Raw genomic sequence first — 18,671 nt, forward strand, 5'->3', positions numbered from 1 at the left:
AAGGCACAGAAGGACTCAGAAGAACTCCGACCACGGCTGGTCCCAGATCTGCTTCACGCACAGCACCAGGAAGAGCAGCCCGGCGAGCGCGAGCATCGTGTTGCTGAGCGGCCCGTTGCGCCAGGCGCGCGGGGTCCGGCCGGAGTTGAGCAGCCACAGCAGCGTGCCCGCCAGGAACGGCAGGAAGGCCGCGCCCAGGACGCCGTAGACGATGACCAGACGGAAGGGCTGGTCCTGGAAGAGCAGGACGATCGGCGGGAAGGTCAGCCACAACAGGTAGGCGCGGAAGGGCCAGGAGCGCTCCCGGGCGCCGGAGGCGACCTCCTCGCCGCGGGCGGCCTCGGTGCCGGGGCGCAGCCGGGCGACGAAGTCGGCGAACATCAGGCTCACTCCGTGCCAGACGCCGATCAGGGAGGTGTAGGAGGTGGCGAAGAAGCCGATCAGGAAGAACTTGGCGGTGGCGGGGCCGTACTCGGCCTCCAGGATGTCGCCGAGCTGGATCAGCCCCTTGTCGCCGCTCGCGATGGCCACGTTCGCGGAGTGCAGCATCTCTGCGCCGACGAACAGCATGGCGACGACGAAGATGCCGGTGGTGGCGTAGGCGACCCGGTTGTCCAGGCGCATGACCTTCATCCAGCCGGTGTCGGTCCAGCCCTTGGCGTTGACCCAGTAGCCGTACGCGGCAAGGGTGATGGTGCCGCCGACGCCGCCGATCAGGCCGAGGGTGTTGAGGACGGAGTCCTTCTCGTCGGGCAGCACGGGCAGCAGGCCCGCGAAGGCGTCCGGGAGGTTGGGGGTGACCCGGATCGCCAGGTAGACCGTCACCAGGAACATGACGCCGACCAGGACGGTCATGACCTTCTCGAACACGGCGTACCGGTTGAACCAGACGAACACCAGGCCGGTGAGGCCGCAGGCGATCGCCCACCACTTCAGGTCCATCACGTCCGGGAAGAGCGCCTGGAGCGGCAGCGCGCTGGAGGACATCGCGGCGGCGCCGTAGACGAAGCCCCAGACGACGGCGTAGACCGCGAAGAACCAGGTCGTCCAGCGGCCGAGGCTCGCCCAGCCGTCGAAGAGGGTGCGGCCGGTGGACAGATGCCAGCGGCCGGCCGCCTCCGCGAGGGAGATCTTGACCAGGCAGCCGACGATCGCGGCCCACAGCAGGGTGTAGCCGAAGCTGCTGCCCGCGATGAGGGTGGCGACAAGGTCGCCGGCGCCGACGCCGGTGGCCGCGACGACGATGCCGGGTCCGATGTGGCGCCAACTCGACGGCCGCATCGGCCGGTCGGTCTCGGATGTGACGCCTGGTTCCGTGGGGTGTCCCGTGGTGTCCGCCATGAGCGTCAAGAAAGCGTAAGGGCGGGTGCGGGGCAAGAGGGCCTGCCCGGATCTGCACCCGATGCGCGCAAGGCGCGGGTCCCCATACGGCCGGTTCTGATATTGACCTGAACATGCCACCCCCGCACCATGGGCGCCACACCCGCACCTGTCGCACGGAAGCACCACCCCCCAGCTCCACTCCCCACTTCCGGAAGACCCCGGAATCCCTGGAGAACCAAGGAGACTTCATGCGACTCCGCATACGCGGCTCAGGCGCCCGCCCCACCAGAAGGTCCGCCGCGCTGGCCGCCGTCCTCGCCCTCGCGCTCGCCGCCCCCGTCTCGGCGACCGTCGCCGACGCCGACAGCGCGGCGAAGGCGGCTCCCTCCGCCGACGACATCCGGCAGTACGAGGTCCACGTCCACAACAGCACCGCCGCCGAGCGCACCGCCGTCACCGCGGCCGGCGTGACCGTGGACCAGGCCGACGAGGAGGGCCTGGTCGTCTCCGGCCGGGCCGACCAGATCCGCCGGCTGCGGGCGAAGGGCTACCAGGTCACCGCGCTGCCCGACGCCTCGGCCCGGATCGCCGAGGACGAGATCCGGCTCTACGACTTCCCCTCGGCCGACTCGCGGTACCACAACTACGCCGAGATGAACGCCGAGATCGACCAGCGGCTCGCGGCCTACCCGAACATCATGAGCAAGCGGGTCATCGGCAAGTCCTACCAGGGCCGCGACATCGTCGCCATCAAGATCAGCGACAACGTGGGCACCGACGAGGCCGAGCCGGAGGTGCTGTTCACCCACCACCAGCACGCCCGCGAGCACCTCACGGTGGAGATGGCGCTGTACCTGCTGCGCGAGCTCGGCGCGGGCTACGGCTCCGACTCGCGCGTCACGAGCATGGTGAACGGCCGCGAGATCTGGATCGTGCCCGACCTCAACCCCGACGGCGGCGAGTACGACATCGCCTCCGGCTCCTACCGTTCCTGGCGCAAGAACCGGCAGCCCAACTCCGGTTCCTCGTACGTCGGCACCGACCTCAACCGCAACTGGAACTACCGCTGGGGCTGCTGCGGCGGCTCCTCCGGCTCGACGTCCTCGGAGACCTACCGGGGCACAGCGGCCGAGTCGGCGCCCGAGGTGAAGGTCGTCGCCGGCTTCGTGCGCAGCCGGGTCGTCGGGGGCGTGCAGCAGATCAAGGCGGCCATCGACTTCCACACGTACAGCGAGCTGGTGCTGTGGCCGTTCGGCTACACCTACTCGGACACGACGACCGGCATGACGGCCGACGACCGCAACGCCTTCGCGACCGTCGGCCAGAAGATGGCGGCCAGCAACGGCTACACGCCCGAGCAGTCGAGCGACCTGTACATCACCGACGGGTCCATCGACGACTACCTGTGGGGCGCCCACAAGATCTTCGGCTACACCTTCGAGATGTACCCGTCGTCCGGCGGCGGCGGCTTCTACCCGCCCGACGAGGTCATCGAGCGGGAGACGTCCCGCAACCGGGACGCGGTGCTCCAACTGCTGGAGAACTCCGACTGTATGTACCGGTCGATCGGCAAGGCCGCGCAGTACTGCGCCTAGTCCGCGGCCTCTTCGTCCGCGGGCTCTTCCTCGAAGTAGGCGTCGAGGACCGCGTCCAGCTGGGCGTCCCAGTCCTTGTGCCGGGCACGGGACTCGGCCTCGATCTCGATCGGGTACCAGCGGCGGTCGGGGGTGTGGACGGTGACCGTGTACCGCTTGCCGAAGCGGCCGGTCTCCGTCTCCACCGCGCCGATCTCGTCCCACCGGAACTCGCACTCCTGGTCGTCCAGGGCGAGCCGGACACCGGTGGCGTCCGCGACGATCCGCGCGCGCCGGTCGGCGGCCTCGAACACGGGGCCGTCGACGGGCGCCTCGGCGGGGGCCTCCTCGGCGGGGGCCTCCTCGGCATCGACCGCGGCCTCCTCGGCGGCGGACTCGACCGCGACCTCGACGTCGACCTCGGCCTCGGGCCGGGCGTCCTCCGGCTCCTCCTTGGACACGGGGCCCGTGAGTCCGGGGATGTGCGCCGGGTTCACTCCGGCGTCCAGGGGCTGACTGCTCGAACCTATGCGCTGCTCCACAGCGGAGCAGTATGGTCGACGATCCTGTGCCGCACACAGCCAGCCCCGGCATCGTTATACGAAGATGCTCAACCCGGCGGCCATCACGAAGCCCCCCACCGACAGCACCGACTCCAGCACGGTCCAGGTCCGCAGGGTGTCCCGCTCGCTGATGCCGAAGTACTTGGCCACCATCCAGAAGCCTCCGTCGTTGACGTGCGAGGCGAAGATGGAGCCGGCCGAGATGGCCATGATGACGAGGGCGACGAACGCCTGGGAGTGGTCGCCCTCGGCGAGCAGCGGGGCGACGATGCCCGCGGTGGTGACGATGGCGACCGTCGCCGAGCCCTGGGCGACCCGCAGCACCACGGAGATCAGGTACGACAGCACGATCACCGGCAGCCCGACGTCGTGGAAGGTGTCCGACAGGGCCTGGGCCACCCCGCTCGCCTTCAGTACGGCGCCGAAGACCCCGCCCGCGCCGACGACGAGCAGGATGTTGCCGACCGGCTTCAGGGACGAAGTGGACACGGTCTCCAGCGACTTGCGGGACCAGCCGCGGCGGATGCCGAGGACGTAGTAGGCGAGCAGCAGGGCGATCGTCAGGGCCACGAAGGGGTGGCCGAAGAACTCGATCACCGAGCGCGGGGTGGAGGGGTCCAGGGCGATCGAGGAGAAGGTCGCGGCGAGGATCAGGATCAGCGGCGTACCGATGACGGCGAGGACCGTGCCGAGGGCGACGGGCTGCTCACGGGGCTCGGCCTGCTCGGCCCGGACCGCGCGCTTGGCGTCCTCGGCCGCCTCCACCATGTCCTGCGGCACGGCCACGAAGATCCGGCGTCCGATCCACGCCGAGAACACCCACGCGGCCAGCACGGCGGGGACGCCGCAGACGACGCCCATGAGGATGACCCAGCCGAGGTCGACGTGGAGGAGTCCGGCCGCGGCCACGGGCCCGGGGTGCGGCGGCAGGAAGGCGTGGGTCATGGACAGGCCCGCGAGCAGCGGCAGGCAGTACAGCAGGATCGACTTGCCGGACCGCTTGGCGGCGGCGTAGACGATCGGCGCGAGGACGAAGATGCCGACGTCGAAGAAGACCGGGATGCCGAAGACGACACCCGTCACGCCCATGGCGAGCGGGGCGCGCTTCTCCCCGAACAGACCGAGCAGGCGCGAGGCGAGCACCTCGGCCCCGCCGCTGACCTCCAGGATCGCGCCGAGCATGGTGCCGAGGCCGATGATGATCGCGACATGGCCGAGGATGCCGCCCATGCCGGACTCGATGGTGGAGACGGCGTCGCTGCGCTGGACGGTGCCGAAGAGCTCCGTGACCGAGAGTCCGGCGAGCAGGCCGACGGCTATGGACACGGCGAGCAGCGCGACGAACGGCTGGAGCCGCACCTTGATGATCAGGAAGAGCAGCAGGGCGATGCCGACGGCGGCGACGGTCAGCAGCCCGGCCGTGCCGTCGATCAGCGTCAGAAGGCCCCCGGTGTGGGGTGGGGCCTCGGGGGCGGGAGCGGCGAGCGAGCAGGACATACGGGGGTCCTCTACGTAAGGGCATGGAGCTTTCGGGCAGGGGGGATCGCGGCATGGCGTCCGAGGGTGTCGGACACCATGCCGTCCGGGTCGTACGGGAGGGGAAGAGGTCAGCCGAGGACGGCGAGCGCGTCGATCTCGATGAGCAGCCCGGCGGGGAGGCCGACGTAGACGGTCGTGCGGGCGGCGGGCGGGGCGGTGAGGTTCTGCGCCTCGAAGTAGACGTTGTAGATCTCGTTCATCTCGGCGAAGTGCGCCACGTCCGTCAGATAGACGCGGATCATCATCACGTCGTCCCAGGAGGCGCCGCCCTCCTCCAGGATCGCCTTGACGTTGGCGAGGGTCTGCAGGGTCTGCTCGCGCAGGCTGGGGCCGGCGGGCGTGGGGGGCTTGCCGTCCTCGGCGGGCAGGAAGCCGACCTGGCCGGCGACCTGGAGGATGTTGCCCTTCTTCACGCCGTGCGAGAACTTCGCGGGCGGGACGGTGTGGGTCTTCGGGGTGAGCGCGATCTTGTCCGTCATGCGGGGTCCCTTACGGTCGTTCGTCCGGAGTACTCGCCGCTGATGGCGTCCGCGCTGCGGCGCACCAGCGGGAGCAGGGTGAGGAGTTCGTCGGCGGTGACGACGACGTTCGGCGCGGACACCGACATCGCGGCGACCACCCGGCCGTCGGCACCGCGGATCGGCGCGGCGACGCAGTTGATGGACTCCTCGTGGCCGCCGAGGTCGGAGGCCCAGCCCTGTTCGCGCGCCTGCGTGAGTTCCCTGAGGAACGCATCCGCGTTCGGCGTCGAACGGGCCGTGTACAAGGGGTAGTCGAGCTTCTCGGCGACCGCGCGGCGCTCGGCCTCGGGCAGGTCGGCGAGCAGCAGCTTGGCGACGGCCGCGACCGTGATCGCGACGGGCTTGCCGATCCGGGAGTACATGCGCACCGGGTAGCGGCTGTCGACCTTGTCGATGTAGAGCACCTCGCCCTCCTCGTACACGGCGAGGTGCACGGTGTGCCCGCACTCCTCGTTGAGGCGCAGGAGGTGGGGGTGGGCGATCTCGCGGATGTCGAGGTTCTCCATCGCCTCCTGGGCGAGCGCGAACAGCCGGGCGCCCAGCCGGTAGCGCTGGTCGGACTGGCGGTAGACCAGCCCGTGTTCGTGCAGGGTGCGCAGCAGCCGCAGCGCGGTGCTCTTGTGGACACCGAGGCGGTCGGCGACCTGCCCCAGGTCGGCGGGGCCCTCCGCGAGCAGCGGCAGGATGCTCAGTGCCCGGTCGACGGTCTGGCTCATGGCGTACGTACCTCCTCCAAGGCCTCTCCGGCACGCGTCCAGCCGGGGCCGAGTCGAAGTCTCCCCCACGCGTCCTCTCCGAGGGCGGCGAGCCGATCGGCGTGGCCTCGGGAAGGGGGCGCGGCGAGATCCCCGGGGACGGTGAGCACGGCCGCGGCCCACAGATGCCCGTGCCGCAGCCGGTCGCGTACGGGGAGCCCGCGCAGGGTGGCGGAGAGGAAACCCGCGGCGAAGGCGTCCCCGGCCCCGACCGCGGCGACGACCTCCACTTCTGGGGCGGAGCTGAAGTGCATGCCCTCAAGGGGCGCGGGGAACTGCGCGACCAGCCCACGAGAACCCGCAGACGGCAGACAACGCCGACCACCCCGCTCATAGGCCGCAGCCCCTGCCGCCCCCTGCTTGACGACGACCAGCTCAGGCCCGACCAGCGCCTCCAGCAACGCCCTCTCATCACTCAGGCCCCACGCCTCGCGTGCCTCGTCCGCCCCCACGAAGACCACATCGGCCCGCCGGGCAAGATCGAGCAGCACCCCCGGCCCCGCCGATCCGCCCCACAACCCCTCACGGAAGTTCACGTCGAAGGACACCAGAGGCCGCCCGTCCCGCGGTGCGGTCAGTTCGCGCAGCAGCTCCAGGCACTCCCCCGACAACGCGGCCGTGATCCCGGAAAGGTGCAGCACCCGCCCCGAAAGAGCCACGGAGAGGTCGACGTTCGCCACACTCATCGCGGACGCCGCAGACCCGGCCCGGTAGTACGCCACCTCGTGCGCGTCCGTCGAACGGTCCCCGGCGGTACGGAAGTACACCCCGGTGGGCCGCTCCGGGTCCCGTCCGACGGCCGACACATCGACGCCGTACGCGCCCACGGCCTGCACGAGATGGTCCCCGAATCCGTCCACCCCGACCCGGCTGACCCACCTCACCGCATGGCCGGCGGCAGCCAGCGCGCACGCCACGTTGGACTCCGCGCCGCCGATGCCGCGCTCGAAGGACGGCACGTCGGCGAGCCGTCCCGGCCGGGTGGGCAGGAACGTGACCATGGACTCGCCGAGGGCGACGACGTCCGGGGTGGGTCCGGTGAGAGTCACGATGGTCGGATGCTCCTTCGGGCTGCGCGGCCGCTCCGTTGACCCCGCGTCGGCCGAGATGTTAGACAGCAGCAAGCGTCATACGCAACGGATGTTGCACACACTGCAACGCCCCAGATCGGGAGGCCCCATGAGCATCGAGTCGCCGGACGGACTGGCCGCGGAACGCGTGGACCACCGCTTCAAGGGCCTCCCGCCGGACGCCGAAGGCCTCACCGTCGGCGAGCTGGCCGCCCAGCGCCGCAACCTCTTCACCGGCGGCTTCACCACGCCCGTGCTCGCGCTGTCCGCCGAGCGTCTGGAGCACAATCTGCGGCTGATGGAGACGTACGCCGAACGCCACGGCCTCGCCTTCGCCCCGCACGGCAAGACCACCATGGCGCCCCAGCTGTTCCAGCGGCAGGTCGAGCACGGGGCGTGGGGCATCACGCTGGCCGTGCCGCACCAGGTGCGCGTGGCACGGGCGTTCGGGTTCGGGCGCGTCTTCCTCGCCAACGAGCTCGTCGACCCGGCGGCCCTCGGCTGGATCGCCGCCGAGCTCGCGGCCGACCCGGACTTCCGTCTCGTCTGCTACGTCGACTCCGTACGCGGGGTGCAGCTGATGGACGCGGCCCTGCGGGGCACCCCGCGTCCGGTGGACGTCGTCGTCGAGCTGGCCGCCGGGGAGGGCGCCCGCACCGGGGTCCGTACCGAGGCGGAGTGCGCGGCCGTCGCCGAGGCGGTGGCGGCGACCGGGACGCTGCGTCTGGTCGGCGTCGCCGGATACGAGGGCGAGGTGCCGCAGGCGACGCCGGAGCGGGTGCACGCCTGGCTGCGGCGGCTGGTGGCGCTGGCCGTCGACCTCGACAAGGCGGGACGGTTCGGCCGTACGGAGGAGATCGTCGTCAGCGCGGGCGGCAGCGCCTGGTTCGACGCGGTGGCCGAGGTGTTCGCGGAGATCCCCGCACTGTCCCGGCCGGTGCTGAAGCTGCTGCGCTCGGGGGCGTACGTCTCGCACGACGACGGGCACTACCGCAAGCTGACCCCCTTCAACCGGGTCCCCGAGGAGGGTGCCCTGGAGCCCGCCTTCCGGCTGTGGACGCAGGTGGTCTCGCGGCCCGCACCCGACCAGGCGTTCGTCAACGCGGGCAAGCGGGACGCGGCGTACGACCTCGATCTGCCCTTCGCGCAGGTGGTCCGCCGGGACGGCACCGAGCGCCCGGCCACCGGCGTCTCGGTGACGGCCCTGTCCGACCAGCACGCGTGGCTGCGCACGACCGAGGAAGCCGATCTGGAGGTCGGGGACTGGGTGGGGCTCGGGCTGTCCCATCCGTGCACGTCGTTCGACAAGTGGCAGCTGATCCCGGTGGCCGAGGCGGACGGCACGGTCGTCGAATACATCCGTACGTTCTTCTAGGAGGCCCCGTGGAAGACCTCGTCATCCGGGACGCGGACGTCGTCGACGGCTCCGGCGGGCCCTCCTACCGGGCGGACGTCGTGGTCGACGGCGGCCGGATCGTGTCCATCGTCAAGGAGGCGGCGGCCGCCGGCTGCCAACGGCCTCGCGCCATGCGGGAGCTGGACGCGGAGGGCCTCGTCCTCTCCCCCGGCTTCATCGACATGCACGCGCACAGCGACCTCGCGCTGCTGCGCGACCCCGACCACAGCGCCAAGGCCGCCCAGGGCGTGACGCTGGAGGTCCTCGGCCAGGACGGGCTGTCGTACGCCCCGGTCGACGACCGCACGCTTCAGGAGGTGCGCCGGGCGATCACCGGCTGGAACGGCCACGGCGACGACATCGATTTCGACTGGCGCACGGTCGGCGAGTACCTGGACCGCCTCGACCGGGGCATCGCCGTGAACGCGGCCTACCTGATCCCGCAGGGCACGGTCCGCGCGCTCGTCGTCGGCTGGGAGGACCGCGCGGCCACGCCCGAGGAGCTGGACCGGATGCGGCGGCTGGTCGCGGAGGGCCTGGAGCAGGGCGCGGTGGGGCTGTCGTCGGGGCTCACCTACACGCCGGGCATGTACGCCGAGGACGCCGAACTGACCGAGCTGTGCCGGGTGGTGGCGTCGTACGGCGGCTACTACTGCCCGCACCACCGCAGTTACGGGGCGGGCGCGCTGGAGGCGTACGCGGAGATGGTGGAGCTGGCGCGGCAGGCGGGCTGCGCGCTGCATCTGGCGCACGCGACGATGAACTTCGGCGTGAACGAGGGCCGGGCGCCCGAGCTGCTGGCCCTGCTGGACGAGGCCCTGGCGGCGGGGGCCGACATCAGCCTCGACACGTATCCCTACACCCCCGGCAGCACCACGCTCGCCGCGCTGCTGCCGAGCTGGGCGAGCGAGGGCGGCCCACAGGCGCTGCTGGACCGGCTGAGGGGCGACGGGACCGCCGAGCGCATCCGGCACGACCTGGAGGTCACCGGCTCGGACGGCTGCCACGGGGTGCCGGTCGACTGGGACACGATCGAGATCTCCGGGGTGGGCGACCCCGCCCTGTCCGGTGAGGTCGGCCGCCGCCTGGACGGGTGGGCGACGGCCCGCCGGCTGCTCCTGAAGGACCGGCTGGCCACCTCGATCCTCCAGCACGTGGGTCACGAGGAGAACGTCCGGGCGATCATGCGCCACCGGGTGCACACCGGCGGCTCGGACGGCATCCTGCAGGGCGCGAAGCCGCATCCGCGGGCGTACGGCACCTTCCCGCACTACCTCGGGACCTACGTCCGTGAGCTGGGCGTGCTGTCGCTGGAGGAGTGCGTCGCGCACCTCACCTCGCGGCCCGCGGCCCGGCTGCGGCTGCCGGACCGCGGTCTGGTGCGCGAGGGTCACCGGGCCGACCTGGTGCTCTTCGACCCGGCGACCGTCGCGGCGGGCTCCACCTACGACCGTCCGCGCGCCCTGCCGACGGGCATCCCGTACGTCCTGGTGGACGGGAGGTTCGTCATCGAGGACGGGCGGCGGACGGACGTGCTGGCGGGGCGGGCGGTGCGCAGGACGCCCGTGTAGGCGTGCTTACGGCTTGGGCAGCGCGCAGCCGCTCGCGTACAGGTCCAGCTTGTTGTCCAGGCCGAAGCAGGCGGCGAGGAGGTAGGTCTGCTGGGCGTAGTTGATGCCCTGGCGGACCGTGACGTTGCCGTTCTGGTCGACCTCGCAGGGGTTGTTGACGGTGCAGCTCTGGCCGTCCTCGTTGCCGGTGTTGTTGACGGCGACGACCCGGCCGGTGCTCTGGTCGATCACGGGCGAGCCCGAGGTACCGCCGATGGTGTTGCAGGCGGAGGTGTAGCGGACGGAGTCCTTCCAGGTCCAGCCGCCCTCGCGCATGCGGTAGACGAAGCCGTCGATGGAGCAGTTGTAGATCCGCTTCCAGTAGCCGGAGACGACGCTGATGGCGGTGCCGGCGACCGGGTGGGTGTCGTTCAGGGTGAGGGCGTTGATGCCGTAGGTGCTGCGGATCGAGGCGTAGGAGCGGGTGAGCTGGTAGACGGCGACGTCGGTGTCGGTCATCGTCGAGTAGGCGATCTTGCTGGCGCGCAGGGTGCCGACGCGGGTGCCCGAGGAGTTCAGCAGGCCGAAGGAGCGGGTGGAGGCCTGGTCGACGACGACCTCGCCCGGGTCCGGCATGCCGGTCTCCAGACAGTGGCCGTTGGTGAGGACGAGCGCCGGGTCGTCGTCGGCCGAGTCGGGCATGCGGATCACGGAGCCTGAGCAGTTGCTGAGTGCCACGGTGCCGGCGAAGTTGACGGCCTTGATCGCGGGCGCCGCGCTCCCGCTGTCCGTCTCGGTGGCCGCGACGGCCGGTGCCGCACCCGCCCCGGTGATCACCAGGGCGGCGAGTGCGGCGAGGAGAGGCTTGTTCATGTGGGGTCCCCTCTATGGACGTGAGCGGCCGGAGATCTTCCGGCCGCCCCGTTCTTGTCATGCGCATTGTCAATGCGGTGACGGGAGGGGACAAGGAGTCGTTTCCGGCCCGGCTGGCCGATTAGCGACTGGCTGCCTCGGGCCTACCCTTTGGGCCCTTTGGTCTCCGGCCTGCCCTGCCCGCGGCCCGGCTTGGCGCCGGTGGCCGTGGGTGAGGCCTCGGGGGCCGAGGGGCCCGCGGTGGGGGCGGTGGAGGCGGTGGGCTGCCCGCTCTCCGTGGGGTCCTGCGCGCCGGGGTCGGCGGAGGAGCTCGCCGAGGCGCCGGGAGAGGCGGCCGAGGAAGGGTCGGCGGCCGACGGGCCGGTCGCCTGGGAGGCGGGCCCGTCGGGGTCCCCGGTGGCACCGGACCCCGAGGAGTCCGTGGCGTCCGTGGCGTCCGTCGCGTCCGTCGCGTCCTGCGCCGTCGGCCCCGTACGGTCGCCGCGGCCGACCGGGCCGTCGTCGGAGGACCCGCCGAAGGAGAAGCCCGCCACGAGGGCGGCGAAGGAGACGACACCGATGGCGCCGCCCGCGAACAGCAGCCGGCGATCGCGGCGGGCGGCGGCCCGGCGCACGTCCCGCCGGGTGGCGGCACGGCCGGCGGGGACGCCGACAGGGCCGTCCGCCACCTGAGGGAGCTGCGCCGTCTCGTCGTAGGCGTTCTGCCAGCCGTGGGCGGCGGCGGGGTCCGCGTACTCGTCGTAGGCGGGGACGGCGCCGGCCACCTGCGGGTGGTAGACGTTCGGCGGCGTCCCGAGCACGGCCTGCCCGTCGTACCCGCCGGTGGCGGGGGCGGCCGCGCTCGGGGGGTACGGCCCGGGATCGGGTTGACGGTACTCAGACATGGGCGCGCATTTTAGAGACTGGCGGGTAGGTTGCGACAGCTACCGGCGATAACCGAGCAAACCGGGCGTCTCACGTGGCGGAAAACACGACCCGAGGTGCCGGAGCGGGCCGTAAGCTCCCAGACATGCAGGTGATCCAGTCGACCAAGCTCGCCAACGTCTGTTACGAGATCCGGGGCCCGGTTCTCGAAGAGGCCATGCGGCTTGAGGCGGCGGGCCACCGCATCCTCAAGCTGAACACCGGGAACCCGGCCGCCTTCGGCTTCGAGTGCCCGCCGGAGATCCTGGAGGACATCCTCCGCAACGTCTCCACCGCGCACGGCTACGGCGACGCCAAGGGCCTGCTGGCCGCGCGCCGGGCGGTCGTCATGCACAACCAGACCCTCGGCATCGAGACCGACGTCGAGCACGTCTTCGTCGGCAACGGCGTCTCCGAGCTGATCGTGATGGCGATGCAGGGCCTGCTGGACGACGGCGACGAGGTGCTGGTGCCGGCCCCGGACTATCCGCTGTGGACGGCGGCGGTGTCCCTGTCGGGCGGTACGGCGGTGCACTACCGCTGCGACGAGCAGTCCGACTGGATGCCGGACCTGGCGGACGTGGAGCGCAAGGTCACCGACCGCACCAAGGCGATCGTGATCATCAACCCGAACAACCCGACCGGCGCGGTGTACGACCGGGCGATGATCGAGGGCCTGACGGACATCGCGCGCCGCCACAACCTGCTGGTCTGCTCGGACGAGATCTACGACAAGATCCTCTACGACGGCGCCACGCACATCCCGACCGCGTCGGTCGCCCCGGACCTGCTCACCCTCACCTTCAACGGCATGTCGAAGGCGTACCGGGTGGCCGGCTACCGGGTGGGCTGGATGTCGATCTCGGGCCCGCGCGCGCACGCCGAGTCCTACATCGAGGGCCTGACGATCCTGGCGAACATGCGGCTGTGCGCGAACATGCCGGGGCAGCACGGAGTGGTCGCGGCGCTGAGCGGACGCCAGTCGATCAACGACCTGGTGCTGCCGGGCGGGCGGCTGAAGGAACAGATGGACGTCGCCCACTCGATGCTGACGCAGATCCCGGGCGTGACGTGCGTACGGCCGAAGGGGGCGCTGTATCTCTTCCCCCGGCTGGACCCGAAGGTCTTCAAGATCAAGGACGACCGGCAACTGGTGCTGGATCTGCTGCGCCGCGAGAAGATCATGGTCGTCCAGGGGACGGGCTTCAACTGGCCCGAGCCGGACCACTTCCGGGTGGTGACCCTGCCGACGGCGCGCGACCTGCAGGACGCGATCGGCCGGATCGGGAACTTCCTGGACGGCTACAGCCAGCCCTGACGGCCCTGTTTTACGAACGGCTCAACTTTAGACTGAATCCAAGCTAGGATGGCTTCTGTAGAGAGCAGGAGGCCATCCATGTACGAACCGATCCGTACCCAGTCGGTCCACCGGACGATGGCCGGCACGTCCTCGGACTTTCCGCACCGCACGCGTGAGGAAGAGCTGGACATCCAGCTCGCGGGCCATCTCGGCGCGCTGCTCGCCGTCACCGACGAACTGCGCGCCCTGACGCCGTCCGCCGACCTGGAGGAGGCGGCGGCCCGTCTCGCCGAGCAGGTGTCCCGCCTGCGCGGCGGCCCGGCGCCGGTCCGCGCGGTCCCGGCCGCCACCGGTGAGATCACGGCCCTGCACCAGCGGGCCCACACCCTCGCCGGGCGCGCCCTGGTCGTCGCCGCGTCCCGCGCGGACACGGCGTCCGCGATCCTCGCCGCCGAGCGCATGGACGCCCACACCGAGGCCCTCGCATCCCGCGAGCCGGCCCTTTCCTGAGCCCCCTCCCCGGGGCTCCCCTCCACGGCCCCGGTCCGCGTGCGACCGCAGCGACGCGCGGACCGGGTGCCACACACTGCGTTGGCTTGAGCCGTCGGGCGCCGTTGGGGTGGATGCCGCCCTTTTGCTTTCCGTCGTCGGTGGTTGCTCGCGCAGTTCCTCGCGCCCCTTTTGGGCGTTGCAGTTCCGTATTCTGGCGACATGGAGTACGCGAAGATGCGCGCGATCGCCGAGCAACTCGGGGCTTATGCCGAGCAGCTCGAAGGCAGCTGGAGCGTCGAGATCGGCCCGTCCGGTCCGATACTGGCCATGATGTGCCCGTCTAAGCGGCATGAGGGCACCCTCCGTCGCATCTGCAGGCAACTGGACGCACAACTGCTCACCAGTCATCCCGGCTACGGCTGCGTTCCGGGCCCCGAGATCGAGCACCCGGCGCTCGCTCGGATGCGCCGCCCGGACGCGGTCGTCATTCCCGAAGACGTCCTGGACGAAGAGGGCCTCGCCGTCGACGCCACGCAGGTGCTCGCCGTCATCGAGATCGTATCCCCGTCCAACCCGAACAACGACTACATCGAAAAGCTCACCGAATACCCCGCCATGGGCATCGAGCACTATCTGATCGTCGACCCCCGCACCGGCACGATCCAGGTCCACTCCGAGCCCTGCAAGAACGGGTACGCCCGCAAGGAGCCCTATATCTACGGGGACACCGTGCCGTTCGGGCCGTGGGCACTGGAGACTGTCGAATTCCGGCGGTACGGCAAGGCGGGGGATGCGGGGCTCAGTTCCGCCGGAGGCGTGTGGCCAGGATGCCCATCGTGAGCATCAGGGTCGGCAGGACCAGCATGGCGGTGCGGAGGGTCGTGGTGGAGGCGAGGGCGCCGATGAGTGGGGGGCCGGCGAGGAAGCCGACGTAGCCGATGGCGGAGACGGCGGCGATGGCGGGGCCGGGGGTGTCGGGGCGCTGGGCGGCGGCGTGGGCGAAGACGACCGGGATGACGGCGGCCATGCCCAGGCCGAGGAGGGCGTAGCCGGTGAAGCCGGCCGGGGTGGTGGGGGACGCGATAGGGATCACGGCTCCGGCGCCTGCCAGGGCCGCGCAGGCCAGGGTGAAGCGGACCGTGCCCAGGCGGGTGCGGATGCGGTCGGCGGAGAGGCGGCCGAGGACCATGCCCGCGGAGAAGACCGCGTAGCCGAGGCCCGCCGCGCCCGGGGAGGAGCCGGTCACCTCGCGGAGGTAGACCGCGCCCCAGTCGTTGACGACGCCCTCGCCCATCAGGGCGCAGAAGGCGACCAGGCCGGGGATCCACAGGCCGGGGCCGGGCAGGGCCAGCATGGGGCCGCTGTCGCGGGTGTCCCGTGGGGGGTCCGGGGCCATGGAGGTCGCCGCGGCCGCGGCCACCGCGCACAGGGCCAGCGCGGCCAGCGGGAAGTGGCGGCCGATGCCGATGTCCGCGGACGCGGCCAGGCCGCCCGCGACCGCGCCCGCGATGCCGCCCAGGCTGAACATCGCGTGGAAGCCGCCGAGGACCGGCCGTTCGTAGGCGCGCTCCACCAGGACGCCCTGGGTGTTCATCGCCACGTCGACGGCGGTGTTGCCGCAGGCGAACAACGCCAGCAGCACCGTCAGCGCCGCCAGCCCGGGCGCGTACGCCAGTGCGGCGAGGGCGGCCAGGTAGACGGCGAGCCCGGTGCACAGCACCGTACGGCTGCCGTACCTGGCCACCAGGCCGCCGACCAGCGGCAGCCCGACGAAGGCGCCGCCGCTCAGGCCGATCAGGGCGATCGCCAGTTCGCCCGCGGAGAGGTTCAGGCGGTCCTGGACGGCCGGCACCCGGGAGGCCCAGGTGGCGAAGGCGGCGCCGGTGAGGAAGAAGACCGCGCTGACCGACAGCCGCTGCCGTCGCAGGGTGCGCCTGTGGCGGCCGTCGTCCCCGGAGCGAGCCACGCGCCCGTGGTCGACGTCCACATCCTTCTGCATCGGGCCTACGGTCCTTCCGTCACTGACGTGCCTTCTCCAGCCTCACCCACCCCGGCCGGCCCCGTTGGCGGAACCGCCGCCCCGTCACCCCATCGCGTCCGCCGTCCGCCGGGCCAGCGCCACCAGGGCGTCCCGCTCCTCCACCAGGACCTTGTGGAAGACGTCCGCGAACAGGTCCATCGTGCTGATGTCGTTGGGCGGGCCGAGAGAGCTGAAGCTCTGCCCGAGGACGAGGCGGCGGGCGCAGATCTCCTCGGCGACGGGGTGGTCGCGCGGGTCGTAGCCGATCCCGGGCCGGGCGTGGCCGCAGGTCCAGGGGCAGCCCCGGCCGTAGCCGCGCTGTTCCTGGAAGAGGGTCTGGGCGGGCACGGGCCGCGGCTGCCAGCGCATGATGCCCAGGCCCTCGGCGTTCACCGCCTGCGCGAGGGCGTCCCGGAAGGCCGCGACCGGGATGTCGTCGAGGCCCAGTTCCTCGGGCATGACCAGCAGGGGATAGAAGAAGAAGACGTGGGTGCGGTCCTCGGGGACGACCGGCGGGCGGATGCCGGGGATCTGCGCGAGACGGGCGGTGAGCGCGGCCCCGTTCTCCTCCCGCACCCGGGACATCCGCGGCAACCGGGCCAGCTGGGAGCGGGCGAAGGCGGCGGCGAGGACGTCGATGCGGTAGTTCCAGCCCATGATCCGGGCGTTGTAGTCACGGCTCTGGCCGGGCAGTTCCTCACCGAACATCAGCACCCGCCGCGCCAGCCGGTACTGCTCCTCGTCGCGGGTGGCGAACAGCCCGCCCTCGCCGAGCCCGGACAGGGTCTTGGAGCCGTTCAGGCTGGCCCCGCTCAGGGTGCCCAGCGACCCGACCGGCCTGCCCTTGTAGGTGGCGCCGTGCGCCTGGGCCGCGTCCTCGATCAGGGTCAGCCCGTGCCGGTCGGCGATCGCCCGCAGGGCGTCGTGGTCGGCGGGCAGCCCGTTGAGGTCGACGGCGACGATCGCGCGGGTGCGGCCGGTGATGCGTTCCTCGACGCGGGCGGGGTCGATGGCGAAGGTCTCGATGTCGGTGTCGACGAACACCGGGATCGCGTTGGCCTGCAGCACACAGGACGCGGAGGCGAGGAAGGTGTCGGCGGGCACCAGCACCTCGTCGCCGGGCTCGACCCCGGCCGCGGCGATCGCCATGTGCAGGGCGGCCGTACCGGAGTTGGCGGCCAGGACGTACGGCATGCCGGTGAACTCGGCCCAGGCCCGCTCCAGTTCCTGGACCGTGCGCATGGGCCAGTGCCAGGGCGTGGCCGAGTCGAGGGCGTCGAGGACGGCCTTGCGGTCGTCGTCGACGATGTGCGGCCAGGGGGCCACCGCGCCCTCGGGGACGAGCCGGGGGCCTCCGTCGAGCGCTAGCACGAGGTCACCTCCGCCATCTCGTCCACCGGGCTCAGCCGCCTGCGCCGGACCGGGCCCTCTCTGCGGAACACAGCCCTGGCGGAGGGAAGTTCGGGGTACGGGCCGAGCAGCGCGGCCAGTGTGGAGAGACCCTCGGCCAGGCTGACGCGGGGCCTGAAGCCGAGCCCGGTCAGCCGGGTGACGTCGGCGAGCAGGGTGAAGCTGTCCTCCAGGCTGGAGGTGTCGGCCTCCAGCTTCGCCGGGCGTCCGGTGGCCGCGCCGACCGCCTCGGCCAGCTCCCGCATGGACACGGCGGTGCCGGTGCCCAGGTTGTAGACGCCGCCGGCCTCGCCCCGGCCGGCCAGGGTGATCATCGCCCGGCACAGGTCCTCGACGTGGATGAAGTCGCGCCGCTTGCGGTCGATGTCGCCGACGACGGGGATGGGCCGTTCGCCCAGGTGCCAGCGCAGGAACTGCGACACCTCGCCGCCCGCCCTGCGCGGGTCCTCACCGGGCCCGTAGACGACGAAGGAGCGCCCGATGACGACGGGCAGCCCGGCGGTGGCGTGCAGCGCGCGCAGGGTCAGCTCGCCGGACAGCTTGGAGGCGCCGTACGGCAGAAAGGGCGCGGTCGGGTGGTCCTCGGTGATCGGGGCGTGCAGCGGGGTGCCGTAGACGATGGCGGAGGAGAGGTAGACCAGGCGGGCCACGCCCAGTTCGAGGCAGGCGTTGCCCACGTTGCAGGTGCCGAGGGCGTTGAGGTGGAAGTCGTGCCGGGGTTTCTCCACCGACTCGGTGCCGCTGGCGTTCCCGGCCAGGTGGAAGACGACGTCGGTGCCCTGCAGCGCGAGCAGGGTCTCGCCGTAGTCGCGCAGGTCGGCGCGGACGTGGCGGACGCCGGGCAGGGTGGCGACGTCCTCGGTGAGGGGGGCGTGGTCGACGACGGTGGTCTTCTTGCCGAGCAGGCTGAGGGCCGCGACGAGGTGCCGGCCGACGAAACCGGCTCCCCCGGTGACGGCCACCTCCTCGTGCTCCCGGAGCGTTTCGAGCATGTCGACGCCGTGCATCAGGATTCCCTCCAAGGGAAGTCCAAAGGGTGGTCTGCGGCCGGGTGGGCGTAGGTGCTCACGCCGCTGCACCGGTCCGGGCGAATGCGCTCTTCGGCTTGAGGTCCGGAGCCGCGCCCATCCAGGCGCCTGATCGGGCTCCGGCCGCATCAGTTCATCACGTGTATGGGCCACCGGTGCAAGGGCGGCCGGGGAGAGTGGCCGAGGCCGTATCCCCGGAGAGCCGGGGACGCGTTCCATCCGGAGCGGGCCGGCACGGGCGATCCCGCTGGGCGTTCGCGATCTGTGCGGCGTACCGGAAGGCGGTCTCGGGGGCCCGTGGCCGGGCAGGGATGGCCGATTGGCGGGGGGTCGTGGACCGGTCCGGGGGAAAGG

17 protein-coding genes are annotated in these 18,671 nt (G+C 71.6%); 6 read left to right on the top strand and 11 right to left on the bottom strand.

What is annotated here, in order from left to right; translation table 11 throughout:
* Positions 1-15: 15 nt before the first annotated feature.
* Positions 16-1,341: an Nramp family divalent metal transporter gene (locus RKD23_RS13815; protein ID WP_424853955.1), complete on the bottom strand. Its 1,326-nt coding sequence runs from the start codon at positions 1,339-1,341 to the stop codon at positions 16-18.
* 230 nt (positions 1,342-1,571) lie between these two features.
* Between RKD23_RS13815 and RKD23_RS13820 the strand changes: the two genes are divergently transcribed.
* The gene (locus RKD23_RS13820; RefSeq protein ID WP_424853956.1) at positions 1,572-2,918 is read left to right on the top strand and encodes a M14 family metallopeptidase; all 1,347 of its coding nucleotides are present in this window, start codon (positions 1,572-1,574) and stop codon (positions 2,916-2,918) included.
* On the opposite strand, the gene RKD23_RS13825 is transcribed toward RKD23_RS13820, so the two are convergent.
* The 5 genes from RKD23_RS13825 to RKD23_RS13845 form a co-directional block, all read right to left on the bottom strand.
* The gene (locus tag RKD23_RS13825) at positions 2,915-3,439 is read right to left on the bottom strand and encodes a hypothetical protein (protein ID WP_424853957.1); all 525 of its coding nucleotides are present in this window, start codon (positions 3,437-3,439) and stop codon (positions 2,915-2,917) included. The two genes, RKD23_RS13820 and RKD23_RS13825, sit on opposite strands and share 4 nt — an antisense overlap.
* Positions 3,440-3,493: 54 nt before the next feature.
* On the bottom strand, positions 3,494-4,957 hold the full coding sequence (locus RKD23_RS13830; RefSeq protein ID WP_424853958.1) for a GntP family permease: 1,464 nt from the start codon (positions 4,955-4,957) through the stop codon (positions 3,494-3,496).
* A gap of 110 nt (positions 4,958-5,067) precedes the next feature.
* The gene (locus RKD23_RS13835) at positions 5,068-5,478 is read right to left on the bottom strand and encodes a RidA family protein (protein WP_404042524.1); all 411 of its coding nucleotides are present in this window, start codon (positions 5,476-5,478) and stop codon (positions 5,068-5,070) included.
* Positions 5,475-6,236: an IclR family transcriptional regulator gene (locus tag RKD23_RS13840; protein WP_424853959.1), complete on the bottom strand. Its 762-nt coding sequence runs from the start codon at positions 6,234-6,236 to the stop codon at positions 5,475-5,477. Before RKD23_RS13840 ends, RKD23_RS13835 begins: the two co-directional genes overlap by 4 nt.
* The gene (locus RKD23_RS13845; protein WP_424858229.1) at positions 6,233-7,276 is read right to left on the bottom strand and encodes a sugar kinase; all 1,044 of its coding nucleotides are present in this window, start codon (positions 7,274-7,276) and stop codon (positions 6,233-6,235) included. The genes RKD23_RS13840 and RKD23_RS13845 overlap by 4 nt, the downstream gene beginning before the upstream one ends.
* Positions 7,277-7,454: 178 nt before the next feature.
* Between RKD23_RS13845 and RKD23_RS13850 the strand changes: the two genes are divergently transcribed.
* Positions 7,455-8,720: an amino acid deaminase gene (locus RKD23_RS13850; protein ID WP_424853960.1), complete on the top strand. Its 1,266-nt coding sequence runs from the start codon at positions 7,455-7,457 to the stop codon at positions 8,718-8,720.
* 8 nt (positions 8,721-8,728) lie between these two features.
* Positions 8,729-10,312 (top strand): N-acyl-D-amino-acid deacylase family protein, encoded by a 1,584-nt coding sequence (locus tag RKD23_RS13855; RefSeq protein WP_424853961.1) that lies wholly within the window; start codon positions 8,729-8,731, stop codon positions 10,310-10,312.
* A 6-nt stretch (positions 10,313-10,318) separates the two neighbouring features.
* On the opposite strand, the gene RKD23_RS13860 is transcribed toward RKD23_RS13855, so the two are convergent.
* Both RKD23_RS13860 and RKD23_RS13865 read right to left on the bottom strand, forming a co-directional pair.
* Positions 10,319-11,164, bottom strand: a complete 846-nt coding sequence (locus RKD23_RS13860; protein ID WP_424853962.1) for a S1 family peptidase — start codon at positions 11,162-11,164, stop codon at positions 10,319-10,321.
* Between the two features lie 143 nt (positions 11,165-11,307).
* Positions 11,308-12,048 (bottom strand): hypothetical protein, encoded by a 741-nt coding sequence (locus RKD23_RS13865; RefSeq protein WP_424853963.1) that lies wholly within the window; start codon positions 12,046-12,048, stop codon positions 11,308-11,310.
* A 125-nt stretch (positions 12,049-12,173) separates the two neighbouring features.
* Between RKD23_RS13865 and RKD23_RS13870 the strand changes: the two genes are divergently transcribed.
* From RKD23_RS13870 to RKD23_RS13880, 3 genes are all read left to right on the top strand, one after another.
* Positions 12,174-13,385: a pyridoxal phosphate-dependent aminotransferase gene (locus tag RKD23_RS13870; protein ID WP_404042531.1), complete on the top strand. Its 1,212-nt coding sequence runs from the start codon at positions 12,174-12,176 to the stop codon at positions 13,383-13,385.
* A gap of 78 nt (positions 13,386-13,463) precedes the next feature.
* The gene (locus RKD23_RS13875; protein ID WP_424853964.1) at positions 13,464-13,877 is read left to right on the top strand and encodes a hypothetical protein; all 414 of its coding nucleotides are present in this window, start codon (positions 13,464-13,466) and stop codon (positions 13,875-13,877) included.
* A gap of 201 nt (positions 13,878-14,078) precedes the next feature.
* The gene (locus RKD23_RS13880) at positions 14,079-14,699 is read left to right on the top strand and encodes a Uma2 family endonuclease (protein ID WP_424853965.1); all 621 of its coding nucleotides are present in this window, start codon (positions 14,079-14,081) and stop codon (positions 14,697-14,699) included.
* Here the strand turns inward: RKD23_RS13880 and RKD23_RS13885 are convergent.
* From RKD23_RS13885 to RKD23_RS13895, 3 genes are all read right to left on the bottom strand, one after another.
* Positions 14,659-15,858: an MFS transporter gene (locus tag RKD23_RS13885; protein WP_424853966.1), complete on the bottom strand. Its 1,200-nt coding sequence runs from the start codon at positions 15,856-15,858 to the stop codon at positions 14,659-14,661. The two genes, RKD23_RS13880 and RKD23_RS13885, sit on opposite strands and share 41 nt — an antisense overlap.
* An 84-nt stretch (positions 15,859-15,942) precedes the next feature.
* Positions 15,943-17,250, bottom strand: a complete 1,308-nt coding sequence (locus RKD23_RS13890) for a DegT/DnrJ/EryC1/StrS family aminotransferase (RefSeq protein WP_424853967.1) — start codon at positions 17,248-17,250, stop codon at positions 15,943-15,945.
* Positions 17,244-18,281, bottom strand: a complete 1,038-nt coding sequence (locus RKD23_RS13895) for an NAD-dependent epimerase/dehydratase family protein (protein WP_424853968.1) — start codon at positions 18,279-18,281, stop codon at positions 17,244-17,246. The genes RKD23_RS13890 and RKD23_RS13895 overlap by 7 nt, the downstream gene beginning before the upstream one ends.
* Positions 18,282-18,671 lie beyond the last annotated feature (390 nt).

The organism is Streptomyces sp. SAI-170, assembly GCF_049739565.1.
Lineage (GTDB): Bacteria > Actinomycetota > Actinomycetes > Streptomycetales > Streptomycetaceae > Streptomyces.

Excerpts from the sequence above, each read along its gene's own strand:
- RKD23_RS13880 (WP_424853965.1), top strand. The coding sequence starts at position 14,079 with ATGGAGTACGCGAAGATGCGCGCGATCGCCGAGCAACTCGGGGCTTAT.
- RKD23_RS13885 (WP_424853966.1), bottom strand. The coding sequence starts at position 15,858 with ATGCAGAAGGATGTGGACGTCGACCACGGGCGCGTGGCTCGCTCCGGG.
- RKD23_RS13865 (WP_424853963.1), bottom strand. The coding sequence starts at position 12,048 with ATGTCTGAGTACCGTCAACCCGATCCCGGGCCGTACCCCCCGAGCGCG.
- RKD23_RS13840 (WP_424853959.1), bottom strand. The coding sequence starts at position 6,236 with ATGAGCCAGACCGTCGACCGGGCACTGAGCATCCTGCCGCTGCTCGCG.
- RKD23_RS13870 (WP_404042531.1), top strand. The coding sequence starts at position 12,174 with ATGCAGGTGATCCAGTCGACCAAGCTCGCCAACGTCTGTTACGAGATC.
- RKD23_RS13845 (WP_424858229.1), bottom strand. The coding sequence starts at position 7,276 with ATGGTCACGTTCCTGCCCACCCGGCCGGGACGGCTCGCCGACGTGCCG.
- RKD23_RS13835 (WP_404042524.1), bottom strand. The coding sequence starts at position 5,478 with ATGACGGACAAGATCGCGCTCACCCCGAAGACCCACACCGTCCCGCCC.
- RKD23_RS13875 (WP_424853964.1), top strand. The coding sequence starts at position 13,464 with ATGTACGAACCGATCCGTACCCAGTCGGTCCACCGGACGATGGCCGGC.
- RKD23_RS13860 (WP_424853962.1), bottom strand. The coding sequence starts at position 11,164 with ATGAACAAGCCTCTCCTCGCCGCACTCGCCGCCCTGGTGATCACCGGG.
- RKD23_RS13850 (WP_424853960.1), top strand. The coding sequence starts at position 7,455 with ATGAGCATCGAGTCGCCGGACGGACTGGCCGCGGAACGCGTGGACCAC.
- RKD23_RS13815 (WP_424853955.1), bottom strand. The coding sequence starts at position 1,341 with ATGGCGGACACCACGGGACACCCCACGGAACCAGGCGTCACATCCGAG.
- RKD23_RS13830 (WP_424853958.1), bottom strand. The coding sequence starts at position 4,957 with ATGTCCTGCTCGCTCGCCGCTCCCGCCCCCGAGGCCCCACCCCACACC.
- RKD23_RS13820 (WP_424853956.1), top strand. The coding sequence starts at position 1,572 with ATGCGACTCCGCATACGCGGCTCAGGCGCCCGCCCCACCAGAAGGTCC.
- RKD23_RS13895 (WP_424853968.1), bottom strand. The coding sequence starts at position 18,281 with ATGCTCGAAACGCTCCGGGAGCACGAGGAGGTGGCCGTCACCGGGGGA.